21 protein-coding genes are annotated in these 24840 nt (G+C 33.8%); 11 read left to right on the top strand and 10 right to left on the bottom strand.

What is annotated here, in order from left to right:
- The first annotated feature begins 80 nt into the window (after positions 1-80).
- The 3 genes from RM519_RS11020 to RM519_RS11010 all read left to right on the top strand — a co-directional run bounded on the left by RM519_RS11020 (position 81) and on the right by RM519_RS11010 (position 3990).
- Positions 81-1565, top strand: a complete 1485-nt coding sequence (locus tag RM519_RS11020) for a serine hydrolase domain-containing protein (protein WP_311593864.1) — start codon at positions 81-83, stop codon at positions 1563-1565.
- 253 nt (positions 1566-1818) lie between these two features.
- Entirely contained in the window at positions 1819-2601 is a 783-nt protein-coding gene (locus RM519_RS11015) for a TlpA disulfide reductase family protein (RefSeq protein ID WP_311593863.1), read from the top strand.
- A gap of 159 nt (positions 2602-2760) precedes the next feature.
- A complete protein-coding gene (locus RM519_RS11010; RefSeq protein WP_311593862.1) occupies positions 2761-3990 on the top strand; it encodes a hypothetical protein in 1230 nt (409 codons plus the stop codon).
- Between the two features lie 400 nt (positions 3991-4390).
- Here RM519_RS11010 and RM519_RS11005 read toward each other — a convergent pair whose 3' ends face one another.
- Positions 4391-5230, bottom strand: a complete 840-nt coding sequence (locus RM519_RS11005) for a nuclear transport factor 2 family protein (RefSeq protein WP_311593861.1) — start codon at positions 5228-5230, stop codon at positions 4391-4393.
- A 225-nt stretch (positions 5231-5455) separates the two neighbouring features.
- Between RM519_RS11005 and RM519_RS11000 the strand changes: the two genes are divergently transcribed.
- Positions 5456-6424 (top strand): hypothetical protein, encoded by a 969-nt coding sequence (locus RM519_RS11000; protein ID WP_311593860.1) that lies wholly within the window; start codon positions 5456-5458, stop codon positions 6422-6424.
- A 28-nt stretch (positions 6425-6452) separates the two neighbouring features.
- On the opposite strand, the gene hutG is transcribed toward RM519_RS11000, so the two are convergent.
- The 3 genes from hutG to hutH are packed head-to-tail and all read right to left on the bottom strand — an operon-like array spanning position 6453 to position 11000.
- Positions 6453-7427 (bottom strand): formimidoylglutamase, encoded by a 975-nt coding sequence (hutG, locus tag RM519_RS10995; RefSeq protein ID WP_311593859.1) that lies wholly within the window; start codon positions 7425-7427, stop codon positions 6453-6455.
- A 3-nt stretch (positions 7428-7430) separates the two neighbouring features.
- Positions 7431-9443: a urocanate hydratase gene (gene hutU / locus RM519_RS10990; RefSeq protein ID WP_311593858.1), complete on the bottom strand. Its 2013-nt coding sequence runs from the start codon at positions 9441-9443 to the stop codon at positions 7431-7433.
- 12 nt (positions 9444-9455) lie between these two features.
- The gene (gene hutH, locus RM519_RS10985) at positions 9456-11000 is read right to left on the bottom strand and encodes a histidine ammonia-lyase (protein ID WP_311593857.1); all 1545 of its coding nucleotides are present in this window, start codon (positions 10998-11000) and stop codon (positions 9456-9458) included.
- A 93-nt stretch (positions 11001-11093) separates the two neighbouring features.
- On the opposite strand from hutH, the gene RM519_RS10980 reads away from it, so the two are divergent.
- Complete coding sequence (locus RM519_RS10980; protein ID WP_311593856.1) at positions 11094-11960, top strand: LysR substrate-binding domain-containing protein; 867 nt, start codon at positions 11094-11096, stop codon at positions 11958-11960.
- A gap of 64 nt (positions 11961-12024) precedes the next feature.
- Complete coding sequence (locus tag RM519_RS10975) at positions 12025-12474, top strand: RrF2 family transcriptional regulator (protein ID WP_311593855.1); 450 nt, start codon at positions 12025-12027, stop codon at positions 12472-12474.
- Positions 12475-12928: 454 nt separating this feature from the next.
- On the opposite strand, the gene RM519_RS10970 is transcribed toward RM519_RS10975, so the two are convergent.
- The 3 genes from RM519_RS10970 to metG form a co-directional block, all read right to left on the bottom strand.
- Positions 12929-13495 carry a hypothetical protein gene (locus RM519_RS10970; RefSeq protein ID WP_311593854.1) on the bottom strand — a complete coding sequence of 189 codons (567 nt, stop codon included), beginning with the start codon at positions 13493-13495 and terminating at the stop codon, positions 12929-12931.
- A gap of 19 nt (positions 13496-13514) precedes the next feature.
- A complete protein-coding gene (locus tag RM519_RS10965) occupies positions 13515-15647 on the bottom strand; it encodes a Tex family protein (RefSeq protein ID WP_311593853.1) in 2133 nt (710 codons plus the stop codon).
- Positions 15648-15817: 170 nt separating this feature from the next.
- Entirely contained in the window at positions 15818-17896 is a 2079-nt protein-coding gene (gene metG, locus RM519_RS10960) for a methionine--tRNA ligase (protein ID WP_311593852.1), read from the bottom strand.
- A 110-nt stretch (positions 17897-18006) separates the two neighbouring features.
- Here metG and RM519_RS10955 point away from each other — a divergent pair, with 110 nt between their 5' ends.
- Genes RM519_RS10955 through RM519_RS10945 form a run of 3 tightly spaced genes read left to right on the top strand, consistent with a single transcriptional unit; the run spans position 18007 to position 20768 of the window.
- A complete protein-coding gene (locus RM519_RS10955) occupies positions 18007-18993 on the top strand; it encodes a S66 peptidase family protein (RefSeq protein ID WP_311593851.1) in 987 nt (328 codons plus the stop codon).
- 2 nt (positions 18994-18995) lie between these two features.
- Positions 18996-19355: a YraN family protein gene (locus RM519_RS10950; protein ID WP_311593850.1), complete on the top strand. Its 360-nt coding sequence runs from the start codon at positions 18996-18998 to the stop codon at positions 19353-19355.
- An 18-nt stretch (positions 19356-19373) separates the two neighbouring features.
- Positions 19374-20768, top strand: a complete 1395-nt coding sequence (locus tag RM519_RS10945) for a sulfatase family protein (RefSeq protein ID WP_311593849.1) — start codon at positions 19374-19376, stop codon at positions 20766-20768.
- On the opposite strand, the gene RM519_RS10940 is transcribed toward RM519_RS10945, so the two are convergent.
- Positions 20753-22087: a TlpA family protein disulfide reductase gene (locus RM519_RS10940; RefSeq protein ID WP_311593848.1), complete on the bottom strand. Its 1335-nt coding sequence runs from the start codon at positions 22085-22087 to the stop codon at positions 20753-20755. The genes RM519_RS10945 and RM519_RS10940 overlap by 16 nt on opposite strands.
- 86 nt (positions 22088-22173) lie before the next feature.
- Here RM519_RS10940 and RM519_RS10935 point away from each other — a divergent pair, with 86 nt between their 5' ends.
- On the top strand, positions 22174-22968 hold the full coding sequence (locus RM519_RS10935; protein WP_311593847.1) for an SDR family oxidoreductase: 795 nt from the start codon (positions 22174-22176) through the stop codon (positions 22966-22968).
- Here the strand turns inward: RM519_RS10935 and RM519_RS10930 are convergent.
- Positions 22965-23318: a hypothetical protein gene (locus tag RM519_RS10930; protein ID WP_311593846.1), complete on the bottom strand. Its 354-nt coding sequence runs from the start codon at positions 23316-23318 to the stop codon at positions 22965-22967. The genes RM519_RS10935 and RM519_RS10930 overlap by 4 nt on opposite strands.
- Positions 23319-23416: 98 nt before the next feature.
- Between RM519_RS10930 and RM519_RS10925 the strand changes: the two genes are divergently transcribed.
- Complete coding sequence (locus RM519_RS10925; protein ID WP_311593845.1) at positions 23417-23929, top strand: CvpA family protein; 513 nt, start codon at positions 23417-23419, stop codon at positions 23927-23929.
- A gap of 69 nt (positions 23930-23998) precedes the next feature.
- Here RM519_RS10925 and RM519_RS10920 read toward each other — a convergent pair whose 3' ends face one another.
- Positions 23999-24436 carry a M23 family metallopeptidase gene (locus RM519_RS10920; RefSeq protein WP_311593866.1) on the bottom strand — a complete coding sequence of 146 codons (438 nt, stop codon included), beginning with the start codon at positions 24434-24436 and terminating at the stop codon, positions 23999-24001.
- Positions 24437-24840: the final 404 nt, after the last annotated feature.

Here is a 24840-nt window from a genome sequence, read left to right as displayed (position 1 = left end):
GCAATAATTTTCAACATTATTGCAACAATTTATATTAAGTTTCGTCTTTAATATCAAACACATAAAAGAAAGTTCAAAAATTGAGAGAATCGAGGATTAAAATTTCATTTATAGTAATTGCTTTTTGCTCATTCATTTTTGGATGTAATCCGAATTTTAATAAGAAAACAGATTCAAAAAAGGAAAAAGCAATAAATAGCCTTATTAAAAATGATAGCACTTTATATTCGGTAAAAGACGCCATGAAACTACATGGTTTAAAAGGATTAAGCGTAGCTGTTTTTGAAAACTATAAGATTGTATGGACAGGAACCTGGGGGATAAAAGATGTTGAAACAGGAGAACCTATTGATGGTAATACTGCTTTTTCAACGGCCTCTATTGCAAAACCAATCACAGCTACTTTATTTGCAATTTTAGAAGAAAAAGGTTTGATAAATTTGAAGGACCCCGTTTCAAATTATTTGAAAAGGTGGAAATTACCAGAGAGTGAGTTCTTAAGTGATACAGAACTAACCTTTGAACATTTATTAAGTCATACAGCGGGAACTACCCAACATGGCTTTGCCGATTTCTATGAAGGTGATTCAATCCCTATCTTGGTCCAAAGCCTAAAAGGCCAACTCCCTCGTTACGATGAGGAAATATCATTCCAATGGAAACCCGGGACAAATTGGAGTTATAGTGGTGGTGGATATGTTATAGCACAAATGGCAATCGAAGATAGTCTTGGAGTGTCATTAGCCGACTTGGCCTATGAATATCTTTTTCAGCCACTGGCTTTAAATAATACTACGATGAAGCAACCAAATGAAACCGATTTTCTTACTAATATTGCTATGGCTCATGATGAAAATGGTGAGATTGTTGGAACAGGTATACCTATTACTCCACAAGTGGCCCCATCAGGCTTATGGTCAACTCCATCAGATTTAGCAACTTTTGTCATTGAAATACAAAATGCCTTAAGAAATAAAAACAATACAGTAATATCGAATAAAGTAGCAAAAAGGGTAACAGCTATTGTTACGTCAAAAGTTTTGGGTGGATGGAGCCTAGGTTGGGAAAGAAGGTACGGTTTCGGTAACTATGATTGGTTTTCTCATGGAGGAGCAAATACCGGTATTGGTGGTCATATATACGGAACGATGAAGGATGGTAACGGAATTGCCTTTTTAGGAAATGGTGCCAACACAAATAGAATGCCAGTAACAAATCAATTCAGAAACAGTATTATTGAAGCTAATAAATGGTATATTCCAATAGATAAATCACTTGAAAAACCTATGACCAAGGAATTAACTGAAATGATTACTGGAAAATACATACATACCTTATTTGGCGAAGTAGTAGAAGTAATTAGCGGGGATGAAGGTTTATATATAAAGGGTTTTATCGGCAATGGCACGAATGAATTGACTTTTATTGGTGACGACACGTTTTTAATTGACGGATCTCCGTCAAAGATAAAAATTAAAAAAAATGAAGCTGATGGTTCATTGTATATTCTCTTGATAAGAAATAACACAAATGAAGAAAGAGTGGCATATAGAAAACAATTTTAGTAATTAATAACTACTGCCAACACCGTGTATAATTCATTGCTAGTATTCGGCTACTTACGAAAATCCTCGCGGATTTTCTATTCGGTTTGTATTTGCTAAATTAGTTGCTCAAACACGCAACGAAATCATACACAAACACGCTGTGTGTAATTCCTGAAAAAACAATATTCGTAATTATTATTTTTACACTAACTATTATTTTAGTTGTATAACTATAAAAATAGTTATATTTGTCCTGTTCAAAATTTTAAACATGAAAAACATAGTATTACTAATTTTTATAGGTGCGATTCAATCTTTAACTATTCAAGCACAAGATAAAGTGGAAAAACCAGAGTATGTTATAATTCTCAATGAGAAAATAGTGACAAAACAGGAAGTACAAGTGTATGCAAACAATGGAAAACTGAAAAACATGAACAAGGGTGTTACACAAGAAAAACGTGACTCTCTTTATGAAATACTCGGAGATGTTATAAAAGATAAAGAGTTTGTTATCACTATAAAAATAAGAACAGAAGAAGAACTTGCGGAACAAAAACGAATTGCTCCTAAAAATAAAGTGGAAAAAAAAGAGTCTAAAAATGACTTCTTTTTAACCATAAACGATAAGGCTTCGGATTTTACCGTAAAAATGTTAAATGGAGAAGATATTACACTTTCAGAACTAAAAGGTAAAGTAGTATTACTGAATTTTTGGGCAACCTGGTGTGGACCTTGCTTGATGGAATTTGCGGAAATTCCAGATAAAATACTAAAACAATTTGGTGATAAGGACTTTATTTTTGTACCCATAGCCATTGGACAAAAAAAAGAAACTGTTTCTCAAAAAATGCCACATTTGAAAAAATACGGAGTCAATTTTAACGTTGGCTATGATACCAATGGAGAAATATGGCATCAATATGCTCAAGGTTCAATCCCAAAAAATTTTTTAATTGATAAAAAAGGAACAATTAGATACACTTCTGAAGGGTATTCCAAAGAAACTATTGACAATCTAGCAGATGGAATAAAAAAACTGATATCTGAATAAAAACTAAACACAACACCGTATAAAATTTATGCTAACTTTAGAGAAAAATTGTAAAAACAAAACAACCAATTAACATTTGTACTAGTTATTTTTTAACTAAATTCTTAGTTGAAACTAAAAATTTAGTTATATTTGAATTCATCAAACAAAAACAACTTTATGAATTCAAAAAATGTTTTAAAAATACTTTTAATAAACTCAATTTTAATTGGATTTTCAAGCTGCAGAAAAGAAAAAAGGGTAATTGAAAAAATTGATTTTAAAACCCACTATAAATTTTCTTCTGAAATAGAAGACAAAATAGCTAAAGACACTGTTCCTTGGAAATATCAATTTTCGGCTGCTGATTATGCTGCAAAAGGAGATTATAAAAATGCTTTAATTCAATGGGATATGGCAACAGGAACAAGGGAAGTAAAGTATTCAAAAAACCAAATAGATTCGATTTACAAGAAATATTCAAAAGTTAACGCATCCGATTATATTCTCGAAAAAGCAAAGGAAAATCAATTATTAATAATAAACGAAGCGCATCAAAATTCTTTCCATCGAGTATTCACTAAATCACTTCTGCAAAACCTTTTCGATAATGGATATAAAAATTTAGGCCTTGAAGCACTAGGAAATGGAAAGTATTTAGATTCAACACTCAATAACCGAAGTTATCCAATTCTCAAAACAGGATATTATATAAAAGATCCTCAATTTGGAAATTTAGTCAGAGAAGCTTTAGAAATAGGATATGAATTATTTGCTTATGAAAATATGAGTAAAGGAGGAGGGAAACCAAGAGAAATAGAACAAGCAAGAAACATTGAAAATGTAATAAACTCTAAACCAAATGAGAAATTTTTAATTTATTGTGGTTTTGACCACGCTTTAGAAGGAATTCATAAACCTTGGGAAAAAGCAATGGCTGGAAGATTAACTGAATACACAAAGATAAATCCTCTAACTATTAATCAGGTACTTTATAGCGAAAAAAGTAACTCAAAATACAACCACCCTCTGTTAAAAGCACTAGATATTAAAGAGTCAACAGTCTTAATTGATAAAGATAATAATCCATTAAAATATAAACGTGGAACTGCTTGGACTGACATAGTCGTTTTTCACCCAAATACAAACTATATTGATGGAAGACCTAATTGGCTCTTTGAGAATGGTAATAAAAAAGTTTCCATTACTTTAAGTGATATTAAAATTAAATTTCCAGTTATGGTTCTTGCTTTCAAAAAAGGAGAAGATATGAATTTGGCTGTGCCAATTGACATAACAGAAGTAAAAAACCAAATAGATAATTGTAGTCTAGGATTAAAACAAGGGGACTATACTATAGTAGTTACAAATGGAAAAGAGTCAGTAAAATTTAAACAAAACGTAAAATAACTATTGCCAACAATGTGTATAATTAATTGCTTGCGGAATTCCCTTTCGGAAAATTCACACGAATTAATTATCTTTCCGCAACGGCGGAAAGTAAATCGCACTTTTAACCGCAACTCATCATAACACAAACAAGTTGTGACACATTCAACTAGCGTTGAACTTTTGTTGCTACGTGCTTTGCGCTCCCACCCCAAAAGGAATGTGTCACAACAGACCTGCTAAACCAAATTACTCCATCTCAATTCTAAATGAATATCAACCCTAGTTGGGCATCGAGCCTAAACGATGACACAACTATACCTAAACGTAATTTGGATCTGTATTTTGCGCTCCCAATAATCAGAATTTGACAAATAACGATAATTACATTATCTATTTGATGAACTATTATCGAACTTTATTAGGAAGTCCAATACTTCGATAATAGTTGTTCAAATTCTTTATATTTACTCTTAAAACACAGAACTTCGTTTAGCAGGTCTGTTGCTACCATTTCTCTATCGCGACCGATCATTTTTAGTCCTGTAACAATTCCTTCATCATTCAAAATAAAATTAAGTTTCATTGCTTGATTGTTATCTAAAAACTTATGGTCTCCATAATAATTAATCTCCACTTTTTGACCTTGCGCATCGCCATAAATTTTGTCTCCTATAATAATTATTGATAAGGTAAAATCTGGCGAGAATTCATAGTTTCCTAAATAAATTGACATTTCTTTATGAGACAATTTGATAAATTCTACGTTCGAAACTATGGGAGCAGTATTTATTTTATGATCATAACTCATCATTCTTGTAGGCATCCATTTTCCTTGTTCTAAAATCCATAGGTTTGTAAATCTAGCAATTGTACTACCAAAAGAATGTCTACCCGTTTGGATTGCTCCATATAAATTCCCTTTATTATATAAAGGAAACACTTCAAGACTGCCTTTTTCTAAAACTCTTTTTATATTGTTTTTCTCTGTACCGCAAATATTCTTTTTTAATGTTCTTATAAATTTTGCTCTAGACTCTGTAATACCATCTTTGTCATGATAAAATTCAAATTCTTCAGGCAACAATTCTTGAAACACTTCCAAATTGCATTTATTAAACCCTACTTCAAAAAACAAACTGTCTTTTGCTTTTAAAACTTGAAACAAATCATTATCATTTGAAATTTGAGCATTAATAACATTTGAAAGAAGTATGGCTATTAAAGCAATTCCTTTAATTTTTCTAACCGGTAATTTCATAATTAAATTTATCTATTTCCAATAGGACAATATTTATTATAAAAAGGTTACCAAATTTCAATAAAATTACTGCTCCCCATAATAAAGCACCTAAAGTTAACACTGGTTATAATTCATTGCTAGTATTCTCTTACTTACGTAAATCCTTGGTTTTTTTCTATTTAGCTTGTATTTACTACATTAGTTGCTGAAAAACGGTGCGAAATCATAAGCAAACTGTTAATTATGAAGTATAGAATTCTTATTTATTGTCTCATTGCAATTATTGCTTTTAGCAGTTTTAATACTTATGAAAATTCAGATTATATAGAATATCATAAACAAATTACCAAGGCAGAAAAGTTTCTAAGTGAACAGCAGTTTGTCAAAGCTTTAATCACATACGAACAGGTTTTTAAACATTATGAGTTCGTTTTTTTGAGAGATTATAAAGTCGCTTCGCAATTGGCGTTTTACTTAGGTGATAAAAAAAAGGCTTTCGATTTTATAAAAATGGGTATAGCAGCCGGATGGGAGTTAAAAGATTTAAAGAAAAATAATTTTTTGAAGTCACTTCAAAACAATCCTGAATGGAGCACCATTATACAATCCTATGATAATCTTCGGAGTAGCTATGAAAGAAGAATTGATTGGAGTTTAAGAGAGCATGTGCATCTTATGTTCAAAAAAGACCAGAAAAAAGCGCTAGGCGCACTATTTAGGATAGGAAATAAGGCTCAAGAAAAATATGGAACAATGAAGTTTGCTCCTCATAGCGAAAATCAAATGCTAGAACTCATAGATATATTGAATAATCAAGGATATCCTGGAGAAAAACTGATTGGTAATGATTTCTGGATGTCAACAATTATAAGCCATCACAATTCTATATCTTTAGAATATAACAAGAAAGACACTCTCTATGTCTTCATTAAACCCAAATTAGTTACAGCCATTGAAAAAGGAAATATATCTCCCTATGAATTCGCCTTAATAGATGATTGGCAAATAGCCGTGTCTTCAAAAAGAACAATGCCAGGTTATGGATTTCTACAATCACCTGTAGATTCCACCTTATCAAAAACAAATCAATTAAGGCAAAAAATAGGGCTTAGAACCATAAATATTCGAAACAAACTAGTTACTATAGAAAGAAACACTGGTATGAATTTTTATCTTCCAGATTGGGTAAATGGTAGTATTAAAATCGAATAAAGTAAAGGCCACAAAAAAACGCTTCTATTTATTTCTGAATTGCCAAAAAATCTACCAATCTCGCAGCCAAACTTGCGGTATGATTGTCAATATCAAACTTCGGATTTAACTCGGCAATATCACAACCCACTACTTCAGCGTTCTTTGCTACAAAATCTAAAACAATCCAAACAAATTTAGGTTCAAATCCTAAAGGTGATGGTGCGCTAACTCCAGGGGCATAAGCACTAGAAAAACCGTCTAAATCTATGGTAATATATAAGTAATCTATTTTATTTATAAACTGTTTTAGTCGGTTTTGAACCTTAGATATATTACTTAATTCACATTCAAAATTTGTCATAAAATCGGTTCCCAAATCTTTAGCAACATCGAACAAAGCTTTACTGTTTCCCTGCTCTTGAATACCCAAAACAAAGTATTCGAATTCCTCTCCTTCCTTGCGTAAGTCATAATAAATCTGATTAAAAACAGTACCTGAAGTGGGTTTATCTACCATAGGTCTTAAATCAAAATGGGCATCAAAGTTTAGAATTCCAATTTTTCCTTCTCCTTTTGACTTTATATAATCGCGAACACCCATATAAGAGCCGTAGGTAATATCATGTCCCCCTCCTAATACAATTGGAAAAATGCCATTTGTTTTTAATTGATGCGTAGCCTTTCGTAAATAGGCTTGTGCAGTCTCTAAATCTCTATCTTCACAACAAATATTACCAAAGTCTAAAAGATCTTTTTCCTGATTGTGAATTGGAATTTTTGCCAACCTATTTCTAATAGCATCTGGCCCATTAATAGCGCCTTCTCTCCCTTGATTTCTTCGAACGCCTTCATCAACCGCATAACCTAGCAAACCAATACTTGGAGAAACGCTTTCAAGGGCTAAATTTTCTTGTAATCGAATTCTATGATGCCAATATTCACAATCTAAACTTCCGTCATTCTCTCTTCCTTGCCATAAAGCAGCACTTACTTTATGCAATAATTCTTTTGTTTCTATCAATTCTTAAAACTCTAAATTGTTTAAAATATCGCCATCAACCATTTCTGGTAAGGTTACTTTTAAATTCGGGCTGCGCTTCATTTCTCTTTTAATAGCAAATAAAGCCTCATCATTTCTTGCCCAACCTCTACGAGCAATTCCATTGTTTACATCATAAAACAACATGCTTTCCAGTTTTCTTTGGGCGTCTGAAGTACCATCTAACAGCATTCCAAATCCACCATTAGAAACTTCTCCCCAGCCAACGCCTCCACCATTATGAATAGACACCCAGGTAGCGCCTCTAAAACTATCGCCAATTACATTATGAATAGACATGTCTGCAGTAAACTTACTTCCGTCGTAAATGTTACTTGTTTCTCTGTAGGGTGAATCCGTACCACTAACATCATGATGATCGCGACCCAATACTACTGGCGCAGATAATGTTCCGTTTTGAACAGCATCATTAAATGCAGAGGCTATTTTCATTCTACCCTCGGCATCAGCATATAATATCCTAGCCTGTGAACCAACCACCATTTTATTCTGTTTTGCGTCTTTTATCCAGGTGATATTGTCTTGCATCTGCAACTGAATTTCCTCTGGTGCGTTTTCTTGGATTTCTGCCAAAACTCGCATTGCAATTTCGTCTGTTTTATCCAAGTCTTCCGGATTACCTGAAGTACAAACCCATCTAAATGGACCAAATCCATAGTCGAAACACATCGGGCCTAAAATGTCTTGGACATATGATTTATACCTGAAATCAATACCATTTTCAGCCATAATATCGGCTCCTGCTCGGCTTGCTTCTAGCAAAAATGCGTTTCCATAATCAAAGAAATAGGTTCCCTTTTCTGTATGTTTATTTATAGCAGAAGCCTGTCTTTTCAAAGACTCCTGCACTTTTTCTTTAAACAATTCTGGATTGTTTCGAATCAAATCATTCGACTCCTCATAAGTTAAACCAGCTGGGTAATAGCCACCCGACCACGGATTATGCAGTGACGTTTGATCAGAGCCAACATGAATATATACATTAGCCTTATCGAATTCTTCCCAAACCTCAACAATGTTCCCAACAAAAGCAATGGAAACAACCTCTTTATTTTTTTGAGCTTCCTGAACTCGAGAAATCAGAGTTGGCATATCTTTAATAATAACATCTGCCCAACCTTGTTCATGTCGTTTCTCAGCTGCTTTTACATTTACCTCAGCACAAACAGTTATACAGCCCGCAATATTCCCTGCTTTAGGTTGCGCACCACTCATTCCTCCTAACCCCGAGGTCACAAAAACTTTTCCATTTGGATTGTCATTTCTATCCAATACCTTTCTAAAAGCATTCATCAAAGTAATTGTTGTTCCATGTACAATTCCTTGTGGGCCAATATACATATATGACCCTGCAGTCATTTGTCCGTATTGGGTTACACCTAATGCGTTGAATTTCTCCCAATCGTCTTGCTGTGAATAATTTGGAATCATCATTCCGTTAGTAACAACCACTCTTGGCGCATCTTTAGATGAAGGAAAAAGTCCCATTGGATGTCCAGAATACATATGTAAAGTCTGCTCTTCAGTCATGGTTGCCAAATATTGCATGGTTAACACGTATTGCCCCCAATTTTGAAACACGGCACCATTACCACCATAAGTAATTAACTCTTCTGGATGCTGAGCTACAAAAGGATCTAAATTATTCTGAATCATTAACATGATAGCAGCGGCTTGTGCTGATTTTGCAGGATACTCCGAAATAGGTCTTGCATATAAATTATATGAAGGCTTAAAGCGGTACATATAAATTCGTCCGTATTCTTTTAATTCTTGAGCAAATTCCAACGCTAATTCCGCATGCCATGCTTTTGGGAAATAGCGCAACGCATTTTGAACCGCTAATTTCTTTTCATCTTTTGATAAAATATCTTTTCGCTTAGGCGCTCTATTTGCGTTTTTAGGATATGCTTTCTTAGCTGGTAATTCAGATGGAATTCCTCGCAATATTTCTTGTTGAAATTCTAATGTCGTCATTTCAATAGATTTTTAATAGTTCTCAAATTCGTTATCGTACTGGCTATACGCCCCATCCATTTCTGATAAATGCAATAAATCTCTAGATTGCACCAATTTCAATGCCTTATCAATATCATAAGAAAAGATGCGGTCTTCTTTAGCAAAACCTACATGCTTGCGAACTTCATCATAAACCTCATCTAATATTTTACTAGAATTTAAAGGTTTTCTAAACTCAAAGGCCTGAGCAGCACTTAACAATTCAATTGCTAATATTTTTTCCAAGTTCTCTAAAACACGAAGTGCTTTTCTCCCGCCAATAGAACCCATACTTACGTGGTCTTCTTGTCCTAAAGAAGTCGGAATGCTATCGGCACTTGCAGGGAAACACAAGCCTTTGTTTTCACTTACCAAAGCGGCAGTTGTATATTGCAGAATCATAAATCCGGAATTCAACCCTGTATCTTCCATCAACAATCTTGGAGTACCTTCATATTTCCCTTCTAACGACAAATAGGTTCTTCTATCTGAAATACTTCCTAATTCCGCCGCTGCCAAGCAAGCATAGTCTAGTGGTAATGCCAATGGTTGTCCGTGAAAAGAACCTCCACTAATAATTAAATCTTCCGAAATTATAATTGGATTGTCTGTTGCTGAATTCATTTCTACCTCAACAATTTCTTTTAAATGTAGCCAAGCATTTCTAGAACTTCCATGCACTTGTGGCATGCATCGTAAAGAATATGGGTCTTGTACCTTACCACAATCTATATGTGATTTTCCAATGTCGGAATCCTTTAAAAATTTGGCAATTCTTGCCGCAACATGTGTATTCCCTTTATACGGCCTAGTAACGTGTAATTCTGGATGAAAAGGCGCTTGTGACCCCATCAATCCCTCTATCATTAATGCACCAATAACATCGGCATGCGAAAGTGTGCTATGTAATTTATCTACAACCATCACCGCATGCGCTAAGATAAATTGTGTTCCGTTGATTAACGCCAATCCCGCTTTTGGGTGTAAAGGAACCGGCTCTAAATTAAATGCACGCAATACTTCTGAACTGTGAACTCTTTTCCCTTTATAATAAACTTCTCCTTCGCCCAATAATGGTAAGAACAAGTGCGATAATGGACATAAATCTCCTGATGCTCCTACAGAACCTTGCTCCGGAACAACTGGAATAACTTCGTTATCAATATGCCATAAAATTCGGTCTATTATTGTTCTTGATATTCCTGAATGCCCTTGCGATAATGACTGAACTTTTAGAATCAACATTAATTTTGCCAAATCTTGTGAAATAGGGTTACCGACCCCAACACTATGACTTAATAAAATTTTACGCTGTAACTCGCTGGTGTCTTCGGGTGAAATTTTAGTGTCACACAATGGCCCAAACCCTGTATTTATTCCATAAACGGCCTCTTCTTTTTGAGAGGTCTTTAACACAATTTGATGTGCTTTTTCTATTTTACTTGCAACCGAAGATGAAATTATTGTTTCTATATTCCCTCTTAAAATGACTAAAACTTTTCCTACAGTTAAATGATCTTCTCCGTATTTAAACATACTTCAACTCCTTTTTAATTTCTTCAAAATTAGCATTATATTTGATGCTTAACAATATCAATACCATCAAGTATTGATAATTAATAGTTATCAATGGAGTTACGTCATATTCATTACTTTTTAGCAGTTGCTGAAGATTTACATTTTCGAAAAGCGGCAGAACGCTTATTTATTTCTCAGCCGGGATTGAGCCGACAAATAAAGCAGCTGGAAGAAGAATTAGGCTTTCCGTTATTTGAACGTAGCAATAAAAAGGTTTCATTGACGAAAGCAGGAAATTATCTTAAAAATGAATTTGTACTCACACTTAAAAACATTAATGATTCAGTGCAACATGCACAATTATTAAATCAAGGAATTGAAGGAAATATAAACCTTGGCTATGTTGGCTCCGCCATGCAAAACGTGATTCCAAGTTTGCTACATCGCATAAATGAGAACCTTCCAAATCTTCATTATAACTTAAAGGAAATGGAAAACCCCGAACAAATTGATGCACTGCTTACACAAGAAATTGATCTTGCATTTGTACGTATGAACCAAGTCCCATCGGGTTTAAAAATAAAACCGATTTTTGAAGATACTTTTTCTCTGGTCCTACCTAAAAATCACCCAATTAATCAAAGTAATTTTAAAAACCTTTCACAATTTAAAAACGAACAATTTATTCTTTTCGATCAATCATACAGTCCGAACTACTATGCTCAAGTGATGCAAATTTTCAGTGATAGTGGGTTTATACCGAGTATTTCTCATAACACAGTACATGCGAGTACCATTTTTAAACTAGTCGAGAACAATTTTGGAATAGCCATTGTTCCGAGCACCCTTCAATTAGGGTATCAAATGAATATTAAGTTTATTGAATTGAAAAAAATAAAACAACGAACTGTTTTATCAGTTGCATGGAATGCCTCCAATAGAAACCCAATTTTAGAAAACATTCTTAAATTAATATAGCTGCCGATTCTATAAAAAAGACATCATTATCTTTTTTACTATATTTGAGTCCTAAAGGAAATCTATGCTATCAAATGCTTGTAAATATGCAATTCGATCCGTTTTGTATTTGGCCATTCACTCAAATGAATCAAAAAAAATTGGGGTGAAGGCTATTGCTGAAGAGTTAGAAACTCCACAACCTTTTTTAGCCAAACTATTACAACAATTGTCTAGAGATAACTTGGTCTCTTCTACCAAAGGTCCAAACGGAGGCTTCTTTTTAAGTGACATGGACAAACAAAATGCCATTTGGAACGTTATTGAAAGTATTGATGGGACTGATAAATTCGACAACTGTTTTTTAGGATTAAAAAAATGCAATGGCGAAAATCCATGCCCTGTTCATTTCATAGTTGCTCCTTTTAAAGAAACTATATTGGCCGATTTTCGAGATAAAACTATCGAAAAATATGTGACCTCTATGCAAGGTACCAGGCAAGTAATTACACTTAAAGATTTAGATAAACTCTAAGAATTTTATTAGCAAGGTTTTCATTCCAATTTCTAAATATTCAACAATTACTTTTTTTATCCTTTATAATTAAAGTGTTCTATAGGATAGCATAAACTATCATTTGTTAGTTGAAGGCTTCAGAAGAAAAGGTCTATTTATAGCGTTCTAAATAATTAAACCATAAAACTAATTTCGAACCCTAATAATATTAAATGACAATGCTCCATAAAGCCTTCCTACTAACCAAATCATAAAAAGAGAACCTTAATTATTGGTTTCAATAAATAAAGTCTTTTGTAAATAAGAGTGTTTTGTCTTCTAAACAAAGAAAAATGATAAAATCCATTCAAGTTCTGATATTTATCATATTTGACAAATTAATTCAGTTCTAAATAGAATCGCTAAAATAAAATGATGAGGACTAAAAAAACTCGGAAATTTCCTCCAAGCTTTTTCAATTTGATTAGAAAAGTTATTCAATTTTTAATTGCCAACTAGCCTCTCCTTTTTCTAATTTATAAATAACTTCTTCTTGATATTCCACAGGCTCGGAATTAATATCTTCGCTTAAATAGATTGGGAAATAACGTATCAATCGATCGTTTTCAAAAACAAAAGTATCATGCCCCTGATAGGCTTCGAACAATGCGCCCTCTTCAAAATCTTTTTCAGTAAATTCTGGAATATATATGGGTGTAACACTTTTATCTTGGTTAGAAGCATATCCATAAACAGTAGCGTAACTTCCTGAACCAGCCGATCGTGTAATTATATACAATTCGTCATAACCATTATTATCTAGATCTGTAACTTTAATTTCCATTACTGGATCAATATCCGTCAAGGTAAACTCGTTGTTGATTTTAAATCCTTTCGTTTCAATTATTAAAGAGGCTAAACTTGCACTATTTGTATTTACTTTATTTACAGTAAATACTTTTCCGGTAGCCGTGATAAATTCATTCGGGTTTTTCTCTTCTCTCTGATTACAAGAAAGTATAGCTAACAATATTCCGAAAATTACGATGCTTTGTTTCATGATGTGAAAATAGATAAAGTTACATATAATTCATAGACAACTGAATTCGTTTTCGTTGCACGTCAACTTCTAGCACTTTTACTATAACTTGTTGATGCAGTGCAACAATTGAAGAAACATCAGACACATATTTATCCGCCAAATTTGAAACATGCACTAGGCCACTTTCTTTAATCCCTACATCCACAAAACATCCAAAATTGGTGATGTTGTTTACAATCCCAGGCAATAATTGTCCTTCTCGTAAATCGTTAATTGTTCGTATGTCTTTATTAAATGTAAATACTTTAGCCGTTTCTCTCGGGTCAGCTCCAGGTTTTTCCAATTCGGAAATAATATCCTTTAAAGTTGGTAAACCCACAGAACCTGTACAATATTTGTGTAAATCTATTTGTTGTAAAACCGTTTTATTACCGATTAACTCATCAACTGATTTCTTTACTTCCTTTGCCATTCTATTTACCAACAAATAACTTTCTGGGTGTACAGCCGAATCATCTAATGGGTTTTTAGCATCTTTAATTCTTAAAAATCCTGCTCCTTGTTCAAATGACTTGGCTCCCAATCTTGGTACTTTCTTAATCTCATTTCTAGATTCAAATGCACCATTTTCATTTCGATACGTCACAATATTCTCGGCCAATTTTGGTCCAATACCCGAAACATAACTCAACAAAGGTTTACTTGCAGTATTGATATTTACGCCAATTGTGTTTACACAACTTTCTACAACAGCATCCAATGATTTCTTTAGTTTCGATTGATCTACATCGTGCTGGTACTGTCCCACTCCTATAGACTTGGCATCTATTTTAACCAACTCAGCCAACGGGTCTGCCAAACGTCTCGCAATAGAAACGGCTCCACGTACCGTTACATCATAATTAGGAAATTCTTCTCGCGCAATTTTTGAGGCAGAGTAAATCGAGGCGCCAGCTTCACTTACTACAAATACTTGAATTTCTTTATCGAATCTAATTTTACGAATCAATTGTTCCGTTTCTCTAGAAGCTGTTCCGTTACCAATAGCAATGGCCTCAATTTTATGCGCATTTACTAAGGAACTAATCTTCTTCATAGCCTCTATAGATTTGTTCTGTGGCGCATGCGGAAAAATGGTTTCGTTATGTTTTAAATCACCTTGCGCATTTAAGCAAACCACCTTACAACCAGTTCTAAATCCAGGATCAATACCCAAAATTCGTTTCTCACCTAAAGGTGATCCAAGCAACAACTGCTTTAAGTTTTTAGCAAATACATTAATGGCAGTTTCGTCCGCTTTCTCTTTAGCTTTTGCCAGAATTTCATTCGATAACGCTGGCAGTAACAATCGTTTATAAGCATCTTTAATAGCCAACGCTATTTGATCTGCACACTCATTGTTTGATCGGATAATTCTACTTTCAATTTTATCCAATGCCCGTTCATCATCTATTTCAATTTTTAGGCGAATAAACCCCTCCTTTTCCGCACGTAAAATGGCCAACAATCTATGTGAAGGACATCTACTTAAAGACTCTGACCAATCAAAATAATCTCTAAATTTTTGTGCTTTTTCATCCGTAATTTTTGTCTTAACTCCTTTGGTTGTAATCTGTGCAAACTTTTCTAATTGCCAACGAATATTATTTCTGATATCAGTTCGTTCATTTATCCACTCTGCAATAATATGTCGCGCACCGTCCAATGCATCGTCTTCATTTGTTACTTTCGCATTCACATATTTAGATGCGATATAATCCAAATCATTTGCGCGTTGACTCATGATTATTTTGGCTAAAGGCTCCAATCCATTTGCTCTAGCAGTTTCTGCCTTTGTTTTACGCTTCTTTTTATACGGCAAATACAAATCTTCTAAGACAACTAAATTATCAGAACTTTCAATTTTCCGCTGTAATTCGTCCGTTAAAACCTCTTGTTCTTTAAGTGCTTTTAAAATGGATGATTTCCGTTTATTTAATTCTTCAAACTGCTCCTTGAATTTTACAATATCCCCAATCTGAACTTCATCTAAATTTCCTGTTCGCTCTTTACGATAACGAGAAATAAAGGGAACGGTACAGTCTTCATTTAACAATTCAACTGTATTGCTAATTGATGCTTCTGACAGGTTGGTAAAATTCTTTATAAATTGAATTAATTGGCTACTCATAGTTTGATTCATGAAAAAGACTGATTGAAAAATGCCATTCTGAATGAAAATGAAGAATCTCTTATTTCTATATCACTTGAATACTAAATAAATGAGATTTTTCGACTTCGCTCAAAATGACAAAAAGTTCTTTTCAATCAGTCTTTATAATTTACTTTTAAAAAGGTGATTTAACTCACGCTCTCTCCATTATTTACTTCTCTTTCTGGCTCAATAAAGGCTAGTTTACCATCCATAGTGTCAGTCATTAAAATCATACCTTGACTTTCAACTCCTCTAATTTTACGAGGTGCCAAATTGACCAACACACTCACTTTTTGCCCAATAACGTCTTCGGCTGAAAAACTTTCTGCAATACCACTAACAATGGTTCTAGTATCAATCCCAACATCAACCTTCAGTTTTAACAATTTCTTTGTTTTTGGAACTTTTTCGGCTTCTAGAATCGTTCCAATTCTAATATCCAATTTTGTAAAATCATCAAAAGAAATTATATCTTTTTGAGGCTCTACTTCTTTATTTGCAATTTCATTTGCAACTTTTGTCGCTTCTAACTTGTCTAACTGAATTTGAATGTCTTTGTCTTCAATCTTAGCAAATAACAATTCAGCCTTTCCAATTTGATGACCAGAAGGTATAAGTTCTTCTTTAATTGAAACGTCATTCCAGTTAGATGCTTCGACATGCTGAGCATGACTTTCGTTGTCATTCTGAGTAACACGAAGAATCACTTTTAATTTATTCGAAGTAAATGGTAAAAATGGTTCGGATAAAGTTGCTAATGCTGCCGCAATTTGTAAAGCAACATACATAATTGTTTCAACCCTTTCCGGATTCTCTTTTACTTGTTTCCATGGCTCTTCATCTGCCAAATATTTGTTTCCTAAACGAGCCAAGTTCATCAATTCGCCCATCGCTTCTCTAAATCGATAACGCTCTACAGAGTTTGCAATGATTCCAGGAAACTCCTTTACTTTTGCTAGGGTCTCTTCATCGACTTCAGAAAATTCTCCCGCTGTTGGAACAATTCCACCATAATATTTATTTGTTAGCACCACAACTCGGTTTATAAAGTTTCCGAAAATGGCAACTAACTCACTATTATTTCTTGTTTGGAAATCTTTCCAAGTAAAATCATTATCCTTTGTTTCTGGCGCATTCGCTGTTAATGCATAACGCAATACATCTTGCTTTCCAGGAAAATCTTCTAAATATTCATGTAACCAAACAGCCCAATTCTTAGAAGTAGAAATCTTGTTTCCTTCTAAATTTAAAAACTCGTTGGCTGGCACATTCTCTGGCAATATGTAGTCGCCATGTGCTTTTAACATTGCTGGGAAAATGATACAATGAAATACGATATTATCCTTCCCAATAAAGTGTACTAATTTAGTGTCTTTATCTTTCCAATAAGGCTCCCAATCTTTTCCATTTTCTTTTGCCCATTCTTTAGTAGAAGAAATATATCCAATCGGTGCATCAAACCATACATACAACACTTTTCCTTCGGCTCCTTCTACTGGAACGGGAATTCCCCAATCCAAATCACGTGTTACCGCTCTTGGCCTTAAACCGTCATCCACCCATGATTTCACCTGACCCAGCACATTGCTTTTCCAATCGTTTTTATGACCTTCTACAATCCATTCTCTTAACCAAGATTCGTATTTGTCTAGTGGTAAAAACCAATGTTTGGTTTGCTTTAAACTTGGTACATTACCGGTAATGGCAGATTTCGGGTTGATTAAATCTGTTGCATTATGACTTGTTCCACATTTTTCACATTGATCTCCATAACTCTCTTCATTTCCACACTTTGGACAAGTACCAATAACAAATCGGTCCGCTAAAAACTGATTGGCTTCTTCATCGTATAATTGCTCATCTACCTTTTCAATAAACTTGTCATTCTCATACAAATTCTTGAAAAATTCTGATGCTGTTTCATGGTGAACCGCTGCTGAAGTTCTTGAATAATTATCAAACGTAATTCCAAATTCATTAAATGAATTTTTAATGATTGCATGATATTTATCTACCACTTGTTGCGGTGTAATGCCTTCCTTTTTTGCTTTTAATGTAATTGGCACTCCGTGCTCATCAGAACCACAAACAAAAGCAACATCATGTCCTTGCATTCGCAAATAGCGCGCATAAATATCTGATGGTACGTAAACGCCTGCTAAATGTCCAATATGAACAGGGCCGTTTGTATAAGGTAATGCCGATGTAATGGTATATCTACTCACAAAAATGAATTTTAATCTTTGATTGCAAAAGTACTCAATCCGACTGATAGGTTAAAATGAGAATGATTTTTTCTTTACTTTTGATAGCATCTAATAATTAACCCATTTCAATGTTGAAACAACTTCTGTTATTCGTATTTTCTTTTAGTTTTATTCTTAGCTATAGTAATAATTTTAAAAGTGACTTAATTAAACCGCCAAGTCTTAAAAAAGGTGATACCATCTTGATAGTTGCACCTGCAGGAAAACTTAAAAATTTAGAGGCAATACAAGCAGGAATTGACCTTGCCGAACAATGGGGTCTAGTTGTGAAGTTAGGAAAATATGTGCTTGGAGAAAGTAATTCCTTTTCAGGCACTGATCAAGAACGATTAGATGATTTTCAAAAAGGATTAGACAACCCTAATATTAAAATGATTTGGGCAGGTCGTGGTGGTTATGGTACTGTCAGAATTATTGATGATTTAGATTTTACTACTTTTAAAAAACACCCCAAATGGGTTGTTGGTTATTCTGATATTACAGTTTTACACAACAAATTACACACGTTAGGATATCAGAGTATTCATGCACAAATGCCAAGTACGTTGGATTTAAAAGATCCCATTCAAGAACCATCTATGCAATCACTTTATCAAGTGTTATTTGGTAAAAAATTGAAATATAGTTTAGACGGAAACGGAAACAATAAAATTGGAAAGTGTAAAGGTACTTTAGTTGGCGGGAACTTATCCATATTATATAGTATGCTTGGTTCTGATACAGATTTAGATACTACTGGAAAAATCATATTCATTGAAGACGTTGGTGAGTATTTATATCATATCGATCGCATGCTGATTAGTTTAAAAAGAGCAGGATATTTTGAAAAGGCAGCTGGACTAATTGTTGGCGATTTTAGATTAAAAACAAATGATAGCAATCCTTTTGGCAAAACATTACAAGAAGTGGTTTTTGAAACCTTAGAAGGAACTGATTTTCCAGTAATTTTCGATTTTCCTGCAGGTCATATTGATGATAATAGAGCATTAGTCTTTGGAAGTGAAGTAAGATTAAAGGTGTCTAAAGAGAAAGTTTCAGTTTCCACAATCAACTAAAAATGGCTCAACATAATGAACTTGGGAAAAAAGGAGAGCAAATTGCCATTGATTATTTGATAGACAAAGGGTATACCATATTAGATAAAAATTGGAGGTTTCAAAAAGCAGAAGTAGATGTTATTGCTCAAAAAAATGAACTCATAATTGCGGTAGAAGTTAAAACCAGAACATCTGATTATTTTGGAGACCCTCAAGATTTTATTTCAAAAAAGAAAATAAGCCTACTCGTTTTGGCTATGAATGAATACGTTCTGTCTAAAAACTTTGATAATGAAATAAGATTTGACGTCATTGCTATTCTCAAAAACAAACAGACCTTTAAAATTGAACATATAGAAGATGCGTTTTTGTATTTTTAACCGTCAACTCAACCATTTATGAACAGATACTGCATTAGTATTATAGCTACGTTAGCATTTATAGCAACTTCTTGTAAAGAAAAACCTCAATCAATTGTAAAAAACGAATCGCCAAAACCAAATGTTGTTATCATCTTTCTAGATGATTCAGGGTATTCAGATTTTAATCCTTTCGGGCAGGTAGCTATCGAAACTCCAAACGTTCAAAAACTAGCAAATGAAGGTGTGCGTTACACCAATTTTCATGTGCCACAAGCAATTTGCTCGGCATCTAGATCCGCTTTAATGACAGGATTATATCCTGGAAGAACAAAGGTTTTTGGTGCGCATGGTCCAAAAGAAAAGTGTTTAGATACCATTTATCCAACGATGGGTGAAATTTTTCAAGCAGCAGGGTATACAACTGGAATATTCGGAAAATGGCATTTAGGAGATACGCCAGAAACGAGACCTCATAATAGGGGGTTTGATGAATCTGAAGGACTGATGTATTCTAATGACATGTGGAAACACCATCCGGTAAATCCTAAATATTGGGGTAGATTTCCAATTCAATATTGGAAAAACGGAAAAGTTACTATTGAGGATGTCGGTGTACCCGAACAAAAACAATTGACGAAATGGTATACAGAAGGTGCAGTAGATTTTATCAATAGAAATAGCAACGAACCTTTCTTATTATACGTGCCACACTCCATGCCGCATGTGCCTATTTTTGCTAGCGAAGAATTTGAAGGAAAATCGGGTAAAGGCTTGTATGCTGATGTCATGTTAGAATTAGATTGGTCAGTAGGACAAATTATGAATGCAATGCATAAGAATGAGGTAGACGAAAATACCATTGTAATTTTCACATCAGACAATGGCCCTTGGGCGGCATATGGAAACCATGCAGGAACAACGCCATTTAAGGAGGCTAAAGCTACAAGTTTTGAAGGTGGTACTAGAAGTGCTTGCATCATAAAATACCCAAATCATTTAGAAGCAAATTCAAGTTCTGATAAAATGTTTTCATCTTTAGATTTATTGCCTACGCTGGCAAGTATAACCTCATTAGAATTACCAGAAGGTCCAATGGACGGCAAAAATGTATGGGATCTAATTACGGGTGAATCCGGTGCAAAAAATCCGCATAATTACTATCCTTTTTCTACAGGGAAAAATTTTGAAAGTGTAATGAGTGGTGATGGAAAATGGAAATTACATTTACCTCACAAATACGCTTCTTTAAATACGCCCGGTAAAGACGGTGCTTCGGGAAACTATGATAACAAGGAGATTGAACTATCATTATTTGATATGGAAAACGATCCATATGAATCGAAAAATGTGATCAACGAGCATCCGGAAATTGCAAAGCAATTAAAGACTTTTGCCGATGCTCATAAAACGAAATTTTATTCAGAAAAATAATCGATTACATCTTCAAAGGTATCTGGCTTTGCCAGAATTTTTTTATCGGAGTCCAATACAAAATAAGAAGGTGTTGCATTGATATCGTAACTACGCGCGAATTCATTTTCCCATTTATCTAGACCTAAAACATTAATCCAGTTGGGCATCGTTTTTATTTGGTTTTTAAAGCCAATTGCGTCTTCCTCTAAGGCAACAGCAATAACTTTTACATTAGGCAAACTTTCTGAATAGTTGTAAAACAAAGGAATTTCATCTAAACAATGTGAACAAGTTGTGCTCCAAAAAACGACAACATACTTTTCAGCTTCACTTAATTCAGATAATTTTTTTTCAACTTCATTTTCAGTCCAAGTAATTTCAGGAGCAGTCATTCCAACCGCTATTTTTATCATGCTATGTATCTGTTTCAAAAACCGTTCGTCTTGAAATTCCTGCGGCTGTGTTTTATAGTAGTTTTCTTCGATATAAGACACCAATTCTATGTTTTGTTGCTGTGCAAATGCATATATTAAAGAACTAATCACCTCATTCTTAACTTTATTATTATCCCCAATCTTATCCATTGCGATAGCAATGACTTGCTTTTTTAAGGTAGCATCTGTTTCCTGATCCTCAGCCGAATTCATATAAAACACATACTCAATCACCTTATCAATAAAAAAAGAAGATGAAGTTAAATTGTCATTCGAGAAATCTACATAATCAAAAAAGTGTTCATTCATGCTAAGCATGTAGTCTTCTAAGCTCTCAATGATTTCAGGACTATAGTACTTCTCATTGCCTTTGATAAAATCCAATGTCATTAGTCCAACAGCTTTCTTTTCAAATCCATCCTGTAGTTCATATAACTTTAGCAATTCTTTTGGATATTCCTCTTTTATATATTGCTTTATCGGAGCATTAAAATAAGCATATTGCAAGGAGTCTAATTTATATTGCTGTGCTCCAATCTGCTGAATATAGGTTTGATAAACTTTATTCTCTTCAGAACTAGAAAAGACCGCAGTATCATCTGGCATAGAAGGGTCAAATTCTACCGCTATGGTTTCATTATTATATAAAACCTCGAAAAAAAGCCCGTTTTGCAAATCAAAAAACAAACGATACATCCCTGGAGTGGCATCCATTGGAAATTCCAATTTAAAATTTCCGTCCTCGCTTTTTGCATTCGTAACATATGCTTGATGCGCTCCATTAATTCTAAACATTGATATTTGATCGAATGCTCCTTGTGGGTTCAGTTTTACAAATAGAGAATCTTGACTTAGCGCAGTAATCGGAACTAAAACTAGTAGAAACAACAGGTGTTTTAACATGGTAACTTTTTAAAAATCAGCGTTATTTTTCGAGCGACTAAAAATACACTTTAATTGCTTATTTTGCTAAAAATTAACGCTTCGTTATGGATTTAAAAAACAAAGTAATTTGGATTACAGGGGCATCTTCTGGAATTGGAGAGGCAACCACTATCGAATTGTCTAAAATGGATTGTAAGTTGATCATCTCATCTAGAAATGAACAGCAATTGGAAAGTGTAAAAAAAGCGGCAATGCATCCTAAAAATATTAAAATATTACCGTTAGATTTAGAGCAATACGAAACCTTAGAAGCAATAACCCATAAGGCAATTGAGTTATTTGGACATATCGATATTCTAATTAATAATGGAGGTATAAGTCAACGCGCTTTAGCCAAAGACACTTTGTTAAAAGTTGATAAAAAAATGATGGATGTCAACTACTTCGGAACAGTGGCGCTTTCAAAAGCTTTACTTCCTCATTTTACGGAGCGAAAATCAGGACAATTTGTTGTGGTAACCAGTGTTGTTGGTAAAGTGGCCACACCAGTTCGTTCTTCTTATTCTGCATCTAAACATGCATTGCACGGCTTTTTTGATAGTTTGCGTGCCGAGGTGCATAAATACAATATAGTTGTTACTTTAATAATGCCAGGTTATGTAAGGACTCGATTGTCATTTAACGCTTTAGTTGGTAATGGCGAGTTGCAAAATAAAATGGATGTAGCCACAGACAACGGTATTTTACCCGAAGTGTTTGCCAAGAAAATGATCCGGGCAATGAGTCGAAAAAAACGTGAAGTGGTAATTGGTGGACTCAAAGAAACCGCAAGCATTTATTTAAAACGAATATCCCCTGCGTTACTTGCAAAAGTGGTTCGAAAAGTGAATGTGACTTAAATCAACTCCTTTTCAATAAAATACTGTACAATAGCTTCTTTCATTAATACCGATTGTTCGCCAGGTTTTAATGTTGGTAATTGTTCTTTAGTATTATAATGTGGCCAGCCATCATCATCAAAAAAGTCAAATTCATAATAGCCATAAGGCTCTAGCAACCTACAAATAGCAATATGCATTAGATTTACTTTTTCATCTTTTTTAAAATTCTTTGCTCCAATACCTAGTTCTTGAACTCCAATTAAATACACAATCGCATCTAAATCTAATTGTTCTCCATCACCAAACTTTTCGGACATAAATCCGACAACTGCTTCCCAGTTTTCTTTCAATTGCTGTTCTCCTATCATGGTGTAAAGATACTTTATTCTATCATTTTTCGTTTATAGTTCAAACAGTTTGATTTACAATTTATTCTGTTAAATTTGTTTACACCAAATCAACTCCTATGAACACCTTTGATATTGTCTTACTTGTTTTATTGCTATTCGGATTTATTCGCGGACTTATGAAAGGTTTGTTTGTTGAACTAGCCTCGCTTATTGCCCTAATTGCTGGAATTTACGGAGCCATGCATTTTTCTTATTTTGTAGGTGATTACTTGCACAAGAGTGTAGATTGGGATGAAAAATACATTTCAATAACAGCGTTTGCTTTAACTTTTATTGTAATTGTAATTGTTATTGCCATGCTTGGTAAAATGCTTACCAAAATGGCTGATTTTGCATCCCTAGGCTTTATTAATAAATTGCTAGGTGCCATTTTTGGAGCGCTAAAAATTGGAGTGATATTAAGTGTTTTGTTATTGATTTTTGACAAACTCAATAAAAACATTCCTTTTACTTCTGAAGATGTAACCGAAGATTCTATACTTTATGAACCAGTGCAGGATTTAGCGCCAATACTGTTCGGAGATTATTTAACTGTGGTAGAAGAAACAATAGGAGATGTTGAGATTTAAATCTCTTTAATATTCTCCCCAACAATACAACCAATTTTACCATCGGCTAGATTTATCGTTTACCCAAGATTAATAATTTCTAGAGTATTCTTTTCTCTCTATAAGTTTATCTACAATCTCTCCGTTATTAATTTTAAATTTTGTCTTCAAAGTGATTTTTTCTTTAATAGTATGTTTAAAAACTGAAACGTGTAAATGAGGAGTTGAAGAATAACCAACATTACCACTATATCCAATTAATTGCCCTTGACTTACTTTTTCACCCACCTTAACCTCTGAACCGTTTTGCTTTATATGCACGTATTCCGCAAATGTTCCATCTGAGTGATAAACTAAAATGACATTATTAAACTTTATACAATCTATTGTTGAACAGTTTATATCATTTTTTTCAACCACTTTTACTACGACTCCATCTCTAATTGCTAAAATTTCCGTTCCAATAGGCATAGAAAAATCAAGAGAATTCTCATTCTGATGAGAAAAAGAACCGTTATAACCTTGAATCAGTAAAAATTTATCTGAAGACTGGTAAGGTAAAGTATAAGGATAATCTAAATCATGCGTTTCAATGCGAAAATCCCCGTAACTTGTTAAATAATCAAAAGAAAAATTGAATGGTTTAGTTTTTTTGAAGTTCTTAAAGTTGCTATTAGTTGATTTCTTTTACGAGGTTTTACAACTTTAGTAACACTTGTTTCCCCCTCTTGTCCGACAACAATCATATTTGCAAGCACAAAATTGAGGTTTAGTGTTGTAGGACAATGTTCCTTACTGTCAACATAAAACTTAAAACCATTACTAATTTGCTCATAATAAATAGTAATATTTTCTTGTCCATTACATAAAGTATAGACAAATAAAAATATTAAAGTATAGTAAAATTTAACCTGAAAGTGCATATTAATCAT

It is taken from the genome of Urechidicola vernalis (genome assembly GCF_031846385.1).
Taxonomy (GTDB): domain Bacteria; phylum Bacteroidota; class Bacteroidia; order Flavobacteriales; family Flavobacteriaceae; genus Urechidicola; species Urechidicola vernalis.
Note: the sequence above shows the minus strand (reverse complement) of the source record. Positions and strands in the feature narration are given on the sequence as shown.

What these genes read in the sequence shown, in the direction of transcription:
- RM519_RS10955 (WP_311593851.1), top strand. Translation starts at nt 18,007, where the DNA reads ATGTTGAAACAACTTCTGTTATTCGTATTTTCTTTTAGTTTTATTCTT.
- RM519_RS10935 (WP_311593847.1), top strand. Translation starts at nt 22,174, where the DNA reads ATGGATTTAAAAAACAAAGTAATTTGGATTACAGGGGCATCTTCTGGA.
- RM519_RS10965 (WP_311593853.1), bottom strand. Translation starts at nt 15,647, where the DNA reads ATGAGTAGCCAATTAATTCAATTTATAAAGAATTTTACCAACCTGTCA.
- RM519_RS10980 (WP_311593856.1), top strand. Translation starts at nt 11,094, where the DNA reads ATGGAGTTACGTCATATTCATTACTTTTTAGCAGTTGCTGAAGATTTA.
- hutH (WP_311593857.1), bottom strand. Translation starts at nt 11,000, where the DNA reads ATGTTTAAATACGGAGAAGATCATTTAACTGTAGGAAAAGTTTTAGTC.
- RM519_RS11000 (WP_311593860.1), top strand. Translation starts at nt 5,456, where the DNA reads ATGAAGTATAGAATTCTTATTTATTGTCTCATTGCAATTATTGCTTTT.
- RM519_RS10950 (WP_311593850.1), top strand. Translation starts at nt 18,996, where the DNA reads ATGGCTCAACATAATGAACTTGGGAAAAAAGGAGAGCAAATTGCCATT.
- RM519_RS10970 (WP_311593854.1), bottom strand. Translation starts at nt 13,495, where the DNA reads ATGAAACAAAGCATCGTAATTTTCGGAATATTGTTAGCTATACTTTCT.
- RM519_RS11010 (WP_311593862.1), top strand. Translation starts at nt 2,761, where the DNA reads ATGAATTCAAAAAATGTTTTAAAAATACTTTTAATAAACTCAATTTTA.
- RM519_RS11005 (WP_311593861.1), bottom strand. Translation starts at nt 5,230, where the DNA reads ATGAAATTACCGGTTAGAAAAATTAAAGGAATTGCTTTAATAGCCATA.
- RM519_RS10925 (WP_311593845.1), top strand. Translation starts at nt 23,417, where the DNA reads ATGAACACCTTTGATATTGTCTTACTTGTTTTATTGCTATTCGGATTT.
- RM519_RS10940 (WP_311593848.1), bottom strand. Translation starts at nt 22,087, where the DNA reads ATGTTAAAACACCTGTTGTTTCTACTAGTTTTAGTTCCGATTACTGCG.
- RM519_RS10945 (WP_311593849.1), top strand. Translation starts at nt 19,374, where the DNA reads ATGAACAGATACTGCATTAGTATTATAGCTACGTTAGCATTTATAGCA.
- hutU (WP_311593858.1), bottom strand. Translation starts at nt 9,443, where the DNA reads ATGACGACATTAGAATTTCAACAAGAAATATTGCGAGGAATTCCATCT.
- RM519_RS10975 (WP_311593855.1), top strand. Translation starts at nt 12,025, where the DNA reads ATGCTATCAAATGCTTGTAAATATGCAATTCGATCCGTTTTGTATTTG.
- RM519_RS10930 (WP_311593846.1), bottom strand. Translation starts at nt 23,318, where the DNA reads ATGATAGGAGAACAGCAATTGAAAGAAAACTGGGAAGCAGTTGTCGGA.
- RM519_RS11015 (WP_311593863.1), top strand. Translation starts at nt 1,819, where the DNA reads ATGAAAAACATAGTATTACTAATTTTTATAGGTGCGATTCAATCTTTA.